12 protein-coding genes are annotated in these 12,528 nt (G+C 68.6%); 6 read left to right on the top strand and 6 right to left on the bottom strand.

What is annotated here, in order from left to right; all coding sequences use genetic code 11:
- Positions 1-44: 44 nt before the first annotated feature.
- The 5 genes from Q8O26_RS06685 to Q8O26_RS06665 form a co-directional block, all read right to left on the bottom strand.
- Positions 45-1,157, bottom strand: coding sequence for a DUF2336 domain-containing protein (locus Q8O26_RS06685; protein ID WP_305574725.1), 1,113 nt, complete (start codon positions 1,155-1,157; stop codon positions 45-47).
- A 198-nt stretch (positions 1,158-1,355) separates the two neighbouring features.
- Entirely contained in the window at positions 1,356-1,580 is a 225-nt protein-coding gene (locus tag Q8O26_RS06680; RefSeq protein WP_305574724.1) for a hypothetical protein, read from the bottom strand.
- A gap of 128 nt (positions 1,581-1,708) precedes the next feature.
- A complete protein-coding gene (locus Q8O26_RS06675; RefSeq protein WP_305574723.1) occupies positions 1,709-2,347 on the bottom strand; it encodes a response regulator transcription factor in 639 nt (212 codons plus the stop codon).
- Between the two features lie 119 nt (positions 2,348-2,466).
- The gene (locus tag Q8O26_RS06670; protein WP_305574722.1) at positions 2,467-3,411 is read right to left on the bottom strand and encodes a DMT family transporter; all 945 of its coding nucleotides are present in this window, start codon (positions 3,409-3,411) and stop codon (positions 2,467-2,469) included.
- A gap of 197 nt (positions 3,412-3,608) precedes the next feature.
- The gene (locus Q8O26_RS06665; protein ID WP_305574720.1) at positions 3,609-3,911 is read right to left on the bottom strand and encodes a hypothetical protein; all 303 of its coding nucleotides are present in this window, start codon (positions 3,909-3,911) and stop codon (positions 3,609-3,611) included.
- 54 nt (positions 3,912-3,965) lie between these two features.
- On the opposite strand from Q8O26_RS06665, the gene Q8O26_RS06660 reads away from it, so the two are divergent.
- Together Q8O26_RS06660 and chrA are read left to right on the top strand one after the other, a co-directional pair.
- Positions 3,966-4,412, top strand: coding sequence for a chromate resistance protein ChrB domain-containing protein (locus Q8O26_RS06660; protein ID WP_305574718.1), 447 nt, complete (start codon positions 3,966-3,968; stop codon positions 4,410-4,412).
- Positions 4,412-5,725, top strand: coding sequence for a chromate efflux transporter (gene chrA / locus Q8O26_RS06655; RefSeq protein ID WP_305574716.1), 1,314 nt, complete (start codon positions 4,412-4,414; stop codon positions 5,723-5,725). Before Q8O26_RS06660 ends, chrA begins: the two co-directional genes overlap by 1 nt.
- A 77-nt stretch (positions 5,726-5,802) precedes the next feature.
- Here chrA and Q8O26_RS06650 read toward each other — a convergent pair whose 3' ends face one another.
- Entirely contained in the window at positions 5,803-6,996 is a 1,194-nt protein-coding gene (locus tag Q8O26_RS06650; protein WP_305574714.1) for a penicillin-binding protein activator, read from the bottom strand.
- Positions 6,997-7,195: 199 nt separating this feature from the next.
- On the opposite strand from Q8O26_RS06650, the gene rsmI reads away from it, so the two are divergent.
- The 4 genes from rsmI to Q8O26_RS06630 all read left to right on the top strand — a co-directional run bounded on the left by rsmI (position 7,196) and on the right by Q8O26_RS06630 (position 12,527).
- Entirely contained in the window at positions 7,196-8,107 is a 912-nt protein-coding gene (rsmI, locus tag Q8O26_RS06645) for a 16S rRNA (cytidine(1402)-2'-O)-methyltransferase (protein ID WP_305574712.1), read from the top strand.
- Entirely contained in the window at positions 8,104-8,481 is a 378-nt protein-coding gene (locus Q8O26_RS06640; protein WP_305574710.1) for a YraN family protein, read from the top strand. The genes rsmI and Q8O26_RS06640 overlap by 4 nt, the downstream gene beginning before the upstream one ends.
- 12 nt (positions 8,482-8,493) lie before the next feature.
- The gene (gshB, locus tag Q8O26_RS06635) at positions 8,494-9,432 is read left to right on the top strand and encodes a glutathione synthase (RefSeq protein WP_305574708.1); all 939 of its coding nucleotides are present in this window, start codon (positions 8,494-8,496) and stop codon (positions 9,430-9,432) included.
- A gap of 227 nt (positions 9,433-9,659) precedes the next feature.
- Positions 9,660-12,527 carry a monovalent cation/H+ antiporter subunit A gene (locus tag Q8O26_RS06630; protein WP_305574706.1) on the top strand — a complete coding sequence of 956 codons (2,868 nt, stop codon included), beginning with the start codon at positions 9,660-9,662 and terminating at the stop codon, positions 12,525-12,527.
- The last annotated feature ends 1 nt before the right edge of the window (position 12,528 follow it).

Here is a 12,528-nt window from a genome sequence, read left to right as displayed (position 1 = left end):
CCCTGACCATGGCGCCGTCGCTGCGCCGCGGATGACCGGAGCTGTCAAGCGGCGGCCGGGCTGCTCTTGCCGGCGGTCATCCGGACCTTGAGGAAGCGCATGGCGCGCTGGGCATCCGCCTGGCTGACCGCTTCATAGTCGGCGCGTGACACGGTTTCGACGTCGCCGGAGCCACGCCGCTTGCGGGCGCGCAGCGCCAGCGTCGTTTCCAGATGGGCATAGGCGATGTCGAGTGCCCTGAAGACGAGAACGACGGTGTTGATCTCGCCGGTCGCCATCTGCTGAAAGACGAAGTTGCGGTCGAAGCGCAGGAAATGCGCCAGGACCTGGGAGACGTCGAGCAGCCGGCCGCCGGCGAAGAGGGTGCCGAGGCCGTCGTCGAGCGACATGCTGCCGGCTTCGACGGCCGCGATGACCCGATCCGTGCTGCTGATGTTGGCCTTGCGCTTGCGCAGTTCGTCGGCGATCAGCGCCTGGGCGCGCGACCGCAGGTTGGCCACCGTGGGGTCGGCATCGTCGTCGGTCTGGGCCGAGACCCGGTCGCAGATCAGCGTGTTCAACTGGTCCTGCATGGCTGGCGACAGGTCGCCGCGGTCGGCGAGGGCGAGGGTCAGCTCGTTGTCGTCCTTCGCCCGCGTGACGAGGCTGAGCATACCCTTCTCGGAGATCTCGGCGCCGGCATTGCCCGAAACGGTGCGCAGCACCGTGTTGCTGCCGCGGTCGATGAGCACGTCGGTGATGCGCGACGTCAGGGTGGGGCGCGCGGCGATGGCCTGCAGATGTTCGTCGCTGCTCGCCTGGGCGAGGGCGACGATGTCGCTTTCGGTCAGCAAGGGCGACCTGGACAGGATCGGACTGGCGACGGCGATGTCCGCGTCGGAAGCGAGCTCCAGTGCCAGACTGTGGGGAACCCGCTCGCTGTCGCTCAGCGCCATGCTGACCTGCGGCCGCTGATGGGGCTGCAGCTTGCGCAGGACGGAGGTCGCGATTTCTGAGAACAGATATTCTTCCGCCAGGGTCGGGCTGACGGTTCGGGAGAGATAGAGGTCGGCGACCCCGCGCAGCAGGGCGAGGCGTTTCTCACTGTCCTTTTCGATGCCGAGCCGTCCGAGCTGTTCGACGAAGGCATGGGTATCCTGGGCAGTCTGGGCAGACATGAACGCTCTCTCTCGGTGACGTCTGTCGCGCCGGGGGATTCGCGACGGCAGGCGTTCCGTGCTCGGTCCAGGGGGCCATCGACCATGGTCTTTTCGTTGGCCGCACCATAGGCCGACAAGTGTAACCAAATACCTTCATGAGCGACGCGGAATCGGCTTACACCACGTAAAAGTTGCAATATTCGGCGAGCTGCGGCGTCAGGCCACCCGTTGCAAGGGCGGGGCGATGACGTGCCGCGACAATGTCCAGGGCGCCTCGTCGAGGGTCATGATCCGGATTTCAGCGACGCGCGCGAAAAGCTGGCGCACATGGTCCTCGATGGCGACCAGGGCTCCCGTTTCCGTCCTGAGGGTCAGCCGGTCGGTCGCGACCTCCAGCACGTCGCCCTGGAGGCGGGCGTAGATTATGGGCTCTTGCGCCATGGCTGGCCACTTGCGGAGCAGGGCTGTCCCGTCCCTCCCGGAGGGCCCGGGTGAAGGCGGTCGCACCAGTTAAGGGGGTCAGGCACTTGTGGCCAGGCGGCGAAAGGACCTCGCGCCTGTCTGGCCGTTCACCGGGCGTCGTGGCGACGCTCGTCGTAGATGACGCGCACGAGATCGGCGGCATTCCTGGCGCCGAGCTTTTCCATGATGCGGGCCCGGTGCACCTCGATGGTGCGCGGGCTGATCCCGAGACTGCGGCCCGCCTCCTTGTTGGAGGCGCCGCGCACGAGTTCCTGCAACACGTCCCGCTCGCGCGGTGTCAACAGGCTCGCCCCACCGGGTCCGAGCGCCGAGACGGGGTCGGCCCGCTCGGCCGCCCGGCGGGCATGGCCGGCAAGGGCCTGTCCGACCTGATGGACGACGCGCTGCCCGTCCAGCGGCTTTTCCATGAGATCGGCGGCACCGCCCTGGATGACGGCGACCGCCATGGGGATGTCGGCGCGCCCGGACATCATCACCACCGGCCCCTCGAAACGGCGCTGGGAAATCTGGCGCAGCACTTCGACGCCGCTGGCGCCCGGCAGGCAGACATCGAGGAGAATGGCGTCGGGATGGCGCTGTTGCAGAGCGACCAGGAGCGAGGGCGCGTCGGCGAAGGACGCGACGCGGTAGCCGGCCTGCTCGAAGACAATGCAGAGACCGTCACGCACCGCCGCGTCGTCATCGACGATGAAGAGATCTCCACCCCTGTCCGTTTCCGTCCGCATGACCGCTATCCCCCGCGGCTGCCTCGACCTTGTCCGCCAGTCCGACCGGACCCAACGTCAGGAGAAGTGTCGGTTGCCGGCCGGTAACCCCCTATGCGACGGATTGTCGCATTCTGGTGTCACCGCCCGCCACGGGCGACCACCCGCTCGCGGTAGAGGAGATAGAGGCCGGAGGCGATGACGATGGCTGCGCCGGCCAGCGTATTCGCTGCCGGGACCTGGGCGAAGACGAGCCAGCCGAGCGCCGTCATCCAGATGATCTGGGTGTAGATGAAGGGTGCCAGGATGCCCGGCGGGGCATAGCCGTGGGCGACGATGAGCAGCCAGTGACCGAAGGCACCGAAGGCGCCGATGGCGATCATGCCGACGACGACGGCGAGGGTCGGCGGCGCCGTCCAGATGAAGGGCACGAGGATGGTCGCGACCGCGGCACCGAAGGCCACGGAATAGATCGAGGTCGTCGCGGCGGAATCATGACCCGCCAGCATGCGGGTCAGGATGTTGTAGAGCGCATAGACGCACGTCCCGGCGAAGGTGAGCAGCATGGCCCAATGCAGCGTGCCGCTCCACGGCTGGGTGACGACCAACACACCGAGGAAGCCGACGACGACCGCGATCCACCGGCGCATGCCGATCCATTCACCGAGAATGGGCCCGGACAGGATGGCGACGATGAAGGGCGTCGCGAACATGATGGCGACCGTCTGGTCGAGTTGCAGATATTGCAGGGCGATGAAGTTGACGGCCGTCGATCCGAACAGCAGCGCCGACCGGATCGTCTGGATCCAGGGACGGCGGGTGACGAAGACCCCGGGATTGCGGACGGGATTGAAGATGATGAGGATCATGCAGAGCGCCGCGGTATAGCGGGCCCACACCACCTGCATCGGGTCCATATGCGTGCCGAGCCATTTGGCGAGAGCGTCGAGGCAGGCGAAGCAGGCGAGCGCCGCGCACATCAGGCCGATGCCCTTGAGGCGCGCCCGGCCGGCGGCGGCCCGGATCTCGGCGGCGCCGTCGTCGCCCGCGCCCGTCTGCGGCGCCTCGTGCCCATCTCTTGCCATCCGACGAGCACTAGCCGATTTGGCCGGGCGTCGTCCCGGTCCACCCGCATGGGAGCCGTGCGGGGGCTTGCGCGACATGCCCCTCCGCTCTAGACAGGCCGTGTGGGGCCGACGGCGGTCGCCCCGGCAGGCTGCTACGGTGGCCCAAGCACCGCCTCCAGACCGCGTTTGTGGTGGGAGGTTCTGCTGTGAATTCATCATCGTTCTTCATCACGCCCGATATCCTTGCGGCAACTCTCGGCAGTCCCGATTGGCCGCAGGTGATCGACGTACGGGCTGCCGATGTTCGTGCCGTACAGCCCGATATGCCGGCGTCGCGCTGGTCGGCCGATCCCTCGGGTGCCGCCGTGGCCCAACTGGTCGATCCGTCGCTCCCGGTCGTCGTTGCCTGCAAGGCCGGCCACAACCGGAGCCAACGCGCCGCCGCAGAACTTCGGGCAATGGGTATCGCCGCCCGGGTCCTCGAGGGTGGATCGATCGCCTTCGCTGCGGCGGGTCATCCCATGGTGCCTCGGGAGGCCGCCGACGCATGGGGAGGCCCCGGGCGCACCTGGGTGACACGCCGTCGGCCGAAGATCGATCGGGTCGCCTGCCCGTGGCTGATCCGCCGCTTCATCGATCCCGGCGCCGCCTTTCTCTTCGTCGAACCGGACCAGGTGCTGGCGGTAGCGAAGGACGCCGCTGGTCTCGCCTTCGACACGCCCGGCGCGCCGATCGAGCATGATGGTCCTCGCTGTTCCTTCGATACACTGCTCGCGGCGATGGGACTTGCCGGCTTCCAGCCTTTGCAGGCATTGGCGAAGATCATCCGCGCTGCCGATACCGGCGACCTCGGTTCCAGCCCGCAGGCCGCCGGGTTCCTGGCCATATGCCTCGGCCTGTCGGCGCTGTCTGGCGACGATGATGCCGCAGTGCTCTGTCACGGAACCGTCGTGTTGGATGGGCTCTACGCTTGGCAGACCCGGGCTCTCACCGAGACCCACAATTGGACCTATCGCTGATGACCCCCACCGCAAATTCCCGAACAGAACCCGCCGTGCCGTTCTCCGAGGCGCTGGCCGTCTGGATCCGGGTCGGCTTTCTCTCCTTCGGCGGCGCGGCAGGCCAGATCGCCATGCTGCACACCATCATCGTCGAGGAGAAGAAGTGGCTCGACGAGAAGCGCTTCCTGCATGCGCTCAGCTACTGCACGCTGTTGCCGGGGCCGGAGGCGCAACAGCTCGCCACCTATATCGGCTGGCTTCTGCACGGCGTGCGCGGCGGACTGACGGCGGGTTTGCTGTTCGTGGTTCCGGGTGCGCTCATCGTGCTCGCCATGTCGATGCTCTATGTCACCGCCCGCGGCGTTCCCATCATCGACGGCATCTTCTTCGGCATCAAGGCGGCGGTGCTGGTGATCGTGGTGCAGGCGGTCATCAAGATGGCGAAGCGGGTGGGCGATGCCGCTGTCCTGAAGGCGGTCATGGCCGCATCCCTCCTGGCCATCCTGCTGTTTCAGGTGCCCTATCCGCTGATCGTCATCGCCGCCGCGGCCTGCGGCGCCTTCCTTCTGCCAAAGCCGACCGAGGCCGCCCCCGCCAGTCGGTCCAGCCCCGGCCGCTATGCCACGCTCCTGATCAGCACGCTGGTCTGGGGCGCAGTCTGGCTGACGCCGGTGGCGGTCGCGGCGCTGCTGCTCGGTCCCGGCCATATCATCACCCAGATCGGCATCTTCTTCTCGCAACTCGCGGTCATCACCTTCGGCGGCGCCTATGCGCTGCTCGTCTGGCTGGCCCAGGCGGCTGTAGAGCAGAAGGGCTGGGTCACGGCCGCCGAAATGGTCGACGGGCTCGGCCTTGCGGAGACCAAGCCAGGCCCGACGATCCTCGTCACGCAGTTCGTCGGCTTTCTCGCGGCCTTCCGCGCGCCGGACCCGTTCTCGCCGATGACGGCGGCGATCATCGGGGCTGCCATGACCACCTGGGTGACCTTCGCGCCGTCCTTCCTGTTCATCTTCGCCGGAGCGCCCTTCGTCGAGGACCTCCGGCACAACCGCCTGCTCGCCGGGGCACTCAAGGGCATCACCGCGGCGGTGGTGGGGGTCATTCTCTACCTCGCCATCTGGTTTGCACTGCACGTCTTCTTCGGCGCCGTGGGGAGCGTCGCCGTCGGGCCGGTGCGCCTGCCGACCGTCGATCCGCTGGCACTGGACTGGAAGGCCGCCGGCCTCGCCGTCATCGCCTTCGTGCTGGCTTTCCGGATCAAGCTCGGCCTCATCCCGCTGATCGCCGTGATGGCCGGGCTCGGTGTGGCCGTGAAGCTGACGCTGGGCTGAGGGGCAGCCGGATACGAGAAAGGCCGGCATGCTGCCGGCCTTTCGGGTGTCCGATCGGAGTGACGGCCTGCCGGGTTCTACGACCCGCCGGTGAAGGTGCGCGGCGCCGGGCTGACGACCCGCCCGCCGGCCTGCAGCACGGCGAGCCCGCGCTGCGGCGTGCCGTCGGCCCGGAAGCGGAACAGGCCGTCGACGCCGTTGAAGCCGGAGGAATTGGTCAGGATCGTCTCGGAAAAGCGCTGCGAGCCCTGGGTACGCACCAGGGCGGCGATCAGCGAGACCGAATCGTAGGTCAGCGAGGCGATGCGCGCCGGGTCCTGGCCGAAACGGGCCCGGTAGCGCTCGGAGAAGCTGCGGAAGCCGGCCTCGTCGGGTGCCGCATAGAGGGCGGTCGGGGCGGCCCGGGCGGCGGCGGTATTGCCGACCCAGGGACCGACACCGAGAACCTGGACGCTGCGGGTGTCGATACCGGCAGTGGAGAGCGCCTGGATCGCGGCGCCGTCATAGGGGTCGGGGACGAAGATCGCATCGATCTGGCCGGCGATGCCGGAAAGGCGCGCGGCGGCGGCGGTGACGCCGCTGGGGTCGAGCGGGAACTTCTCGATGGCGACGACGCGGCCGCCGGACCTGCTCACTGCCTCCTGGAAGGCGCCCTGCACCACCTGGCCGAAGGCCGAGTCGGGGATGAAGGCGGCATAGGACCGCTTGCCGGCCTGGGTGGCGTGCTGGACGATGCGGTCGACCGTATTCTGCGGCGTGAAGCTCATCAGATAGACGCCGCGCGTGGCGACGCTGGTATCGGTGGAATAGGCGATCATCGGACGCCCTGCCGGCCGCGCCACGGCCGCCGCGCCGCGCACGGATTCCGCCAGGAGCGGTCCGAGAACGAGCTCGGCGCCCTCCTGGATGGCCGCCTGGGCCGCGGCCTGGGCGCCCGCGGCGGTGCCGCCGTCGTCCTTGACGAGAATGGTGATGTCGGGCCCCTGGAACTCGGCCACCGCCATTTCGGCGGCGTTGCGCAGAACGGCCGCGGTGTTGCCGGCGGCGCCGCCCGCCGACAGGGGAAGCAGCAGCGCGATCTTGACCGAACCGGTGCCGATGGTGGAACCCGGCGGCGCGGCGGTCACCGGCCCCGGACCCGCCGTCGGGCCGGGTCCCTGCACATTGGCGCCCGAACAGGCGGCCAGCGCTATGGCGGCCGCTCCGATCAGAAGGCCGCGCAGGGTCGTTCCGTTCGCGGTGCCACCGCGCCGTTTCGCCGTTTCCGCCATGTCCGATAGCCTCCACATGCCCTGACGCCCTGCCCTGTGCACCGGAATAGCCGCGAGCGAGGGGCAAGGTCAAACCGCAAGGGAGGTTTTTGCGTGGCCCTGGGGCAACAGGATGCTGCGAGGAGCATGTTTGAGGCTGTCCGGCGGGCATGGACGCCGGGCACCTGCAGCGCCTAATGTCGCCGAAAGAGAACCGATCATGACCGAACTTCCCGCGCCGAAGCTGCCAGACAGGCACTATGTCATTGGCGGGGAACGCTTTCTCGCTCGCTCGCTGGAGCCCGGGCTGCATGTGGTGGCAACCCCCATCGGCAATCTGCGTGACATGACGCTGCGCGCCGTGGAGACCATGGCGGCCGCGTCGCTCGTCGCCTGCGAGGACAGCCGTGTCACCCGCCGCCTCGTCGATCACTTCGCCCTGTCGGTGAAACTCGTCCCCTATCACGAGCACAATGCCTCGGAGATGCGCCCGAAACTCCTGGCGCGGCTCGCGGCCGGCGAATCGGTCGCCCTCGTCTCCGATGCCGGGACGCCGCTCGTCTCCGATCCCGGTTTCAAGCTGGTGGAGGCGGCCCGCGAGGCGGGTCATCGCGTCATCCCGGTGCCGGGTCCCTCGGCGGTGATGGCGGCGCTGGTGGCGGCAGGCCTGCCGACCGACGCGTTCTTCTTCGCCGGGTTCCTGCCGCCGAAGACGGCCGGGCGGCGCAGCCGGGCGCGGGCGCTGGCGGCGGTGCCGGGATCCCTGGTCTTCTTTGAGACCGGCCCGCGCCTTGCCGCCTCTCTCTCCGACCTCGCCGCGGAGCTCGGCGACCGCCAGGCGGCGGTCTGCCGCGAACTCACCAAGCTGCACGAGGAGGTGCGGCGGGGCTCGCTGGCGGCGCTCGCCGCGGACTATGCCGCCGCGCCCGACCCCAAGGGCGAGATCGTCGTGGTTGTCGCGCCGCCCGGCGAGGCACCGCCGCCGGCGGAGACGGATATCGAGGCCATGCTGCGCGCCGCGCTGGCCGGCGGATCAGTGAAGGACGCGGCGGCGGCTGTGGCGACCGTGACGGGCCTCGCCAAGCGCGATCTCTATCAGCGGGCGCTGCTGCTCGCGCGGGAGCCGGGGTGAGGCGCGAGGCCGACCCGAAGCGCTCCGCCGCCTGGGGGCGCGGACGGATCGCCGAGACGGCCGCCCTCATCCTGCTCGTCGCCAAGGGCTATCGCATCCTCGCCCGGCGCTGGCGCACGCCCGGCGCCGAGATCGACATCGTCGCGCGGCGCGGCGGCACGGTGGTCTTCGTCGAGGTCAAGGCGCGCGGATCGGTGGACCTCGCCGAGCTCGCCCTGACGGCGGCGCAGCGGCGGCGCATCACTCGCGCGGCCGAGGCCTTCCTCGCCCGCCATCCCCGCCATGCGGGCGGCGATAGGCGCTACGACATGATCCTGGTATCGCACGGCGGCTGGCCGCGCCATATACAGGGCGCGTTCGACGCCGACGTCTGAAAGGAATGCCCGATGAGCCTCAAGGTCGCTGTCCAGACCGACCCCATGGAATCGATCAAGATCAAGGGCGATTCCGGCTTTGCGCTGATGCTCGAGGCACAGCGGCGCGGGCATGAAGTCTTCTATTACCACCCCGACAGCCTAGCGCTGCGCGACGGCGAGCCCTCGGCGCTCGCTCATCCGCTCACCGTGCGCGACGTCGAGGGCGACCATTTCACGCTCGGTACAGGGTCCCGCGTGCGGCTCGACACGTTCGACGTGATCCTCATGCGGCAGGATCCGCCCTTCGACCTGCACTACATCACCGCGACGCATTTCCTCGAGCGCGTTCACCCGAAGACGCTGGTGGTGAACGACCCGGCCAGCGTGCGCAATGCGCCGGAGAAGATCTTCGTCACCCAGTTCCCGCAGCTTATGCCGAAGACCCTGGTGACCCGCGACTTCGACGAGATACGCGCCTTCCGCAAGGAGTTGGGCGACATCGTCATGAAGCCGCTCTACGGGCATGGCGGCGCCGGCGTGTTCCGCATTCGCGAGGGCGACGAGAATTTCGGCTCGTTCCTCGACACGTTCGCGGCGCTGACGCGCGAGCCGTGGGTGATCCAGCACTATCTGCCGGCGGTGCGCGACGGCGACAAGCGCATCATTCTGGTCGACGGCGTCTTCGCCGGTGCGGTCAACCGGGTGCCGGCGGCTGACGACCTGCGCTCCAACATGGTGCGCGGCGGTGCGGCGGAGACCACCCAGATCAGCGCGCGCGAGCGCGAGATCTGCGAAACCATCGGTCCCGACCTGAAGGCGCGCGGCATCATCCTCGCCGGAATCGACGTGATCGGCGGCAACCTGACCGAGATCAATGTCACCGCACCGACCGGCATCCGCGCCATTCGCCGGCTCGGCGGGCCGGACATCGCCGCCACCGTCTGGGAGGCCATCGAGAGCCGTCGCTGACGGCGCCGCCACTGCCTATCCCTCATGCAGCCAATTGCCACCATCCTGGCCGACGAAACTCTGTGGCAATCCTGTCGCGGCATGCGATCGGGGGTTGACGACGGTGAGTCGGCAACGCCTAAGTCCGGAGCGAGATCGCGGATCGGGAAAGCGAGGGGAGCTGCGGGCCGGATGGGGGCTGAACACAACGATTTCGGGGCCGCTGCCGCCATGGGACCGTGCACCCGATGAACCTCATTCTCGTGCCGCTCATTCCCCTGTTCGGGGCGCTGCTGCCGCCACTGTTCGCGCGATCCGGCCGCGACACGACGATGCTCGTGACCCTGGCGGTCACGCTCACGAGCCTCGCCCTGCTGCTGGTCGATGCGCCGGCCGTCTATCGCGGCGAGACGGTTCTCGCCGGTACGGCCTGGGTCCCCGAGATCGGCCTGTCGTTCCGCTTCTTCGCCGACGGGCTCGGCCTGTTCTTTGCGACCATGATCCTCGCCATCGGCGCGCTGATCATCATCTATGCGCGCTACTATCTCAGCCGGCAGGATTCGATCGGTCGCTTCTACGCCTATCTGCTGCTGTTCCAGGGGGCGATGGTCGGTATCGTCCTGTCGGACAACATCATCCTGATGCTGATCTTCTGGGAGCTGACGAGCCTCTCGTCCTTCCTGCTCATCGGTTTCTGGAGCCACGCGGCCGCCGGCCGCCAGGGCGCCCGGATGGCGCTGGTGGTCACCGGCGGCGGCGGCCTGCTGCTCACCGCGGGCATGCTGCTGCTGGGCCATGTCGGCGGGTCCTATGAGCTCAGCGTCCTGCTGACCAAGGGCGACGTGATCAAGGCGTCGCCGCTCTATCCGGTGATCCTCGTGCTGGTTCTTGCCGGCGCCTTCACCAAGTCAGCGCAGTTCCCGTTCCATTTCTGGCTGCCGCATGCCATGGCGGCGCCGACCCCGGTCTCGGCCTATCTGCATTCGGCGACCATGGTGAAGGCGGGCGTCTTCCTGCTGGCGCGGCTGTGGCCGGTTCTCGCCGGCACAGACCTGTGGTTCGCGATCGTCGTCCCGGTCGGCCTGGTGACCATGCTGGTGGGCGCCTGGATCGCCCTGTTCAAGGACGACCTGAAGGCCATCCTCGCCTATTCCACCGTCAGCCATCTCGGCCTGATGGTGATGCTGCTCGGCCTGGGCACGCCCTATGCCGCGGTCGCCTGCGTCTTCCACATCCTCAACCACGCGACCTTCAAGGCCGCCCTCTTCATGTCCGCCGGCATCGTCGACCATGAGGCCGGGACGCGCGACATCCGCCGGCTCGGCGGCCTCGCCAAGCTGATGCCGGTGACCGCCGTTCTGGCCGGCATCGCATCGGCCTCGATGGCGGGCCTGCCGCCGCTGAACGGCTTCCTGTCGAAGGAGATGATGCTGGAAGCGTCGGCCTCCGGCTCGCTCGCCGGTCTCGGCTGGCTCATTCCTGTCGGGGCGACCCTCGCCGCCCTCGTCTCGGTCGCCTATTCGGTGAGGCTCGCCATCGGCACCTTCGCCGGGCACGAGCGCCACGACTATCCGCATCATCCGCACGATCCCGGCATCGGCATGTGGCTGCCGGTCGCGCTGCTTGTGGCGCTGGTCGTCGCCATCGGCCTGCTGCCGGCGCTGATCGCCGGGCCGATTATCGCGCGCACAGCCCAGGCGGTCATCGGCAGCGCGCCGCTGCCCTATTATTCCCTGTCGCTGTGGCACGGCTTCACGCCGGCCCTGTTCATGAGCATCGCGGCCGTCATCGGCGGCGTTCTGGCGTTCCGGGCCCATGGCGGCCTGGCGCGGCTGCGCAGCGCCTGGCCGCGCCCCGAGGCGAAGGCGATGTTCGAAACCGCCGTGACGGTGAGCGTCGCCGCGGCGCGCTGGTTCACCCGGCAGGCCAATGTGGAATCGCTGCCCCGGTCCATCGCCATCATCGCCATTTCGGTGCTGGTCATCGGCCTGTGGGCCTTCACGCATTTCCCGCACGGGGCCGGCGCTCGCCCCATGCTGCCGGTGAATTTCGCGGCGGTCGTCGCCTGGGGCGCGCTGATGGCCGCGACCGGGGTGGTGGTCATGAAGCACGGCAACCGCCTGCTGACGCTGATCGTCACCAGCGTGGTCGGGCTCATCGTCTCGCTGGCCTTCATCTATTTCTCGGCGCCCGACCTCGCGCTGACGCAGATCTCGGTCGAGGTGGTCTCCACCATCCTCCTCCTGCTGGCGCTCAACCTGCTGCCGAAGACGACGCCTGCCGAACCACAGGCCGGGCGGAAAGTCAGGGACGGCGCCATCGCCGTGGCTGCCGGCCTCGGCGTGGCGGCTCTGGCCTTTGCCATCCTGACGCGCGACTTCTCCACGATCTCGGATTACTACGTCGCCCAGTCCAAGCCCGGTGGCGGCGGCACCAATATCGTCAACGTCATCCTCGTCGACTTCCGCGGCTTCGATACGTTCGGTGAGATCATCGTGCTGGGTATCGCCGCCCTCGCCATCTTCGCGCTGCTCGACACGAGCCTGCGCGGGCCGGCCGCCCGCCGGCTCGCGGCCATGCGGCAGGGGCTCGAATCGGCCGAGGCCCATCCGCTGATCCTGGTGGTCACCACGCGCGCCATGCTGCCGCTCGTCTTCACGGTGGGCGTGTTTATCTTCCTGCGCGGTCACAACCTGCCGGGTGGCGGCTTCATCGCCGGCCTGGTCGTCGCCATCGCCTATATCATGCAGTACATGGCGAGCGGCTATTCCTGGAGCCACCAGAAGGCGCGCTTCGACGGCCATACGCTGGTGGGCGCCGGCGTCGTGATCGCGGGTTTGACGGGTCTCGGCTCCTTCGTGTTCGGCCGGCCGTTCCTGACCAGTTCCTTCGGCTATTTCGACATTCCGCTGATCGGCCAGATCGAGCTCGCCACGGCCATGGCCTTCGACACCGGGGTGTTCCTGACGGTGGTCGGGACGGTGCTGCTGGCGCTGGCGCAGATCTCGCGGATCGAGGCGCGCGCCGAGCGCATCCCGATTCCCGAGGGGCCATCCGACATCAAGCTTCCCCCGGCTGCGCCGGAAGCGGGGCGACCCGTGCCGAGGGAGGGCTGAC

This window comes from Phreatobacter sp. (assembly GCF_030691135.1).
GTDB lineage: Bacteria > Pseudomonadota > Alphaproteobacteria > Rhizobiales > Phreatobacteraceae > Phreatobacter.
Note: the sequence above shows the minus strand (reverse complement) of the source record. Positions and strands in the feature narration are given on the sequence as shown.

Bases quoted from the DNA above. Each gene is read 5' to 3' on its own strand.
- Q8O26_RS06685 (WP_305574725.1), bottom strand. From the start codon at position 1,157: ATGTCTGCCCAGACTGCCCAGGATACCCATGCCTTCGTCGAACAGCTC.
- Q8O26_RS06680 (WP_305574724.1), bottom strand. From the start codon at position 1,580: ATGGCGCAAGAGCCCATAATCTACGCCCGCCTCCAGGGCGACGTGCTG.
- Q8O26_RS06675 (WP_305574723.1), bottom strand. From the start codon at position 2,347: ATGCGGACGGAAACGGACAGGGGTGGAGATCTCTTCATCGTCGATGAC.
- Q8O26_RS06670 (WP_305574722.1), bottom strand. From the start codon at position 3,411: ATGGCAAGAGATGGGCACGAGGCGCCGCAGACGGGCGCGGGCGACGAC.
- Q8O26_RS06665 (WP_305574720.1), bottom strand. From the start codon at position 3,911: ATGACCCGCCGCAGCGAAGGCGATCGATCCACCCTCGAGGACCCGGGC.
- chrA (WP_305574716.1), top strand. From the start codon at position 4,412: ATGACCCCCACCGCAAATTCCCGAACAGAACCCGCCGTGCCGTTCTCC.
- Q8O26_RS06650 (WP_305574714.1), bottom strand. From the start codon at position 6,996: ATGGCGGAAACGGCGAAACGGCGCGGTGGCACCGCGAACGGAACGACC.
- rsmI (WP_305574712.1), top strand. From the start codon at position 7,196: ATGACCGAACTTCCCGCGCCGAAGCTGCCAGACAGGCACTATGTCATT.
- gshB (WP_305574708.1), top strand. From the start codon at position 8,494: ATGAGCCTCAAGGTCGCTGTCCAGACCGACCCCATGGAATCGATCAAG.
- Q8O26_RS06630 (WP_305574706.1), top strand. From the start codon at position 9,660: ATGAACCTCATTCTCGTGCCGCTCATTCCCCTGTTCGGGGCGCTGCTG.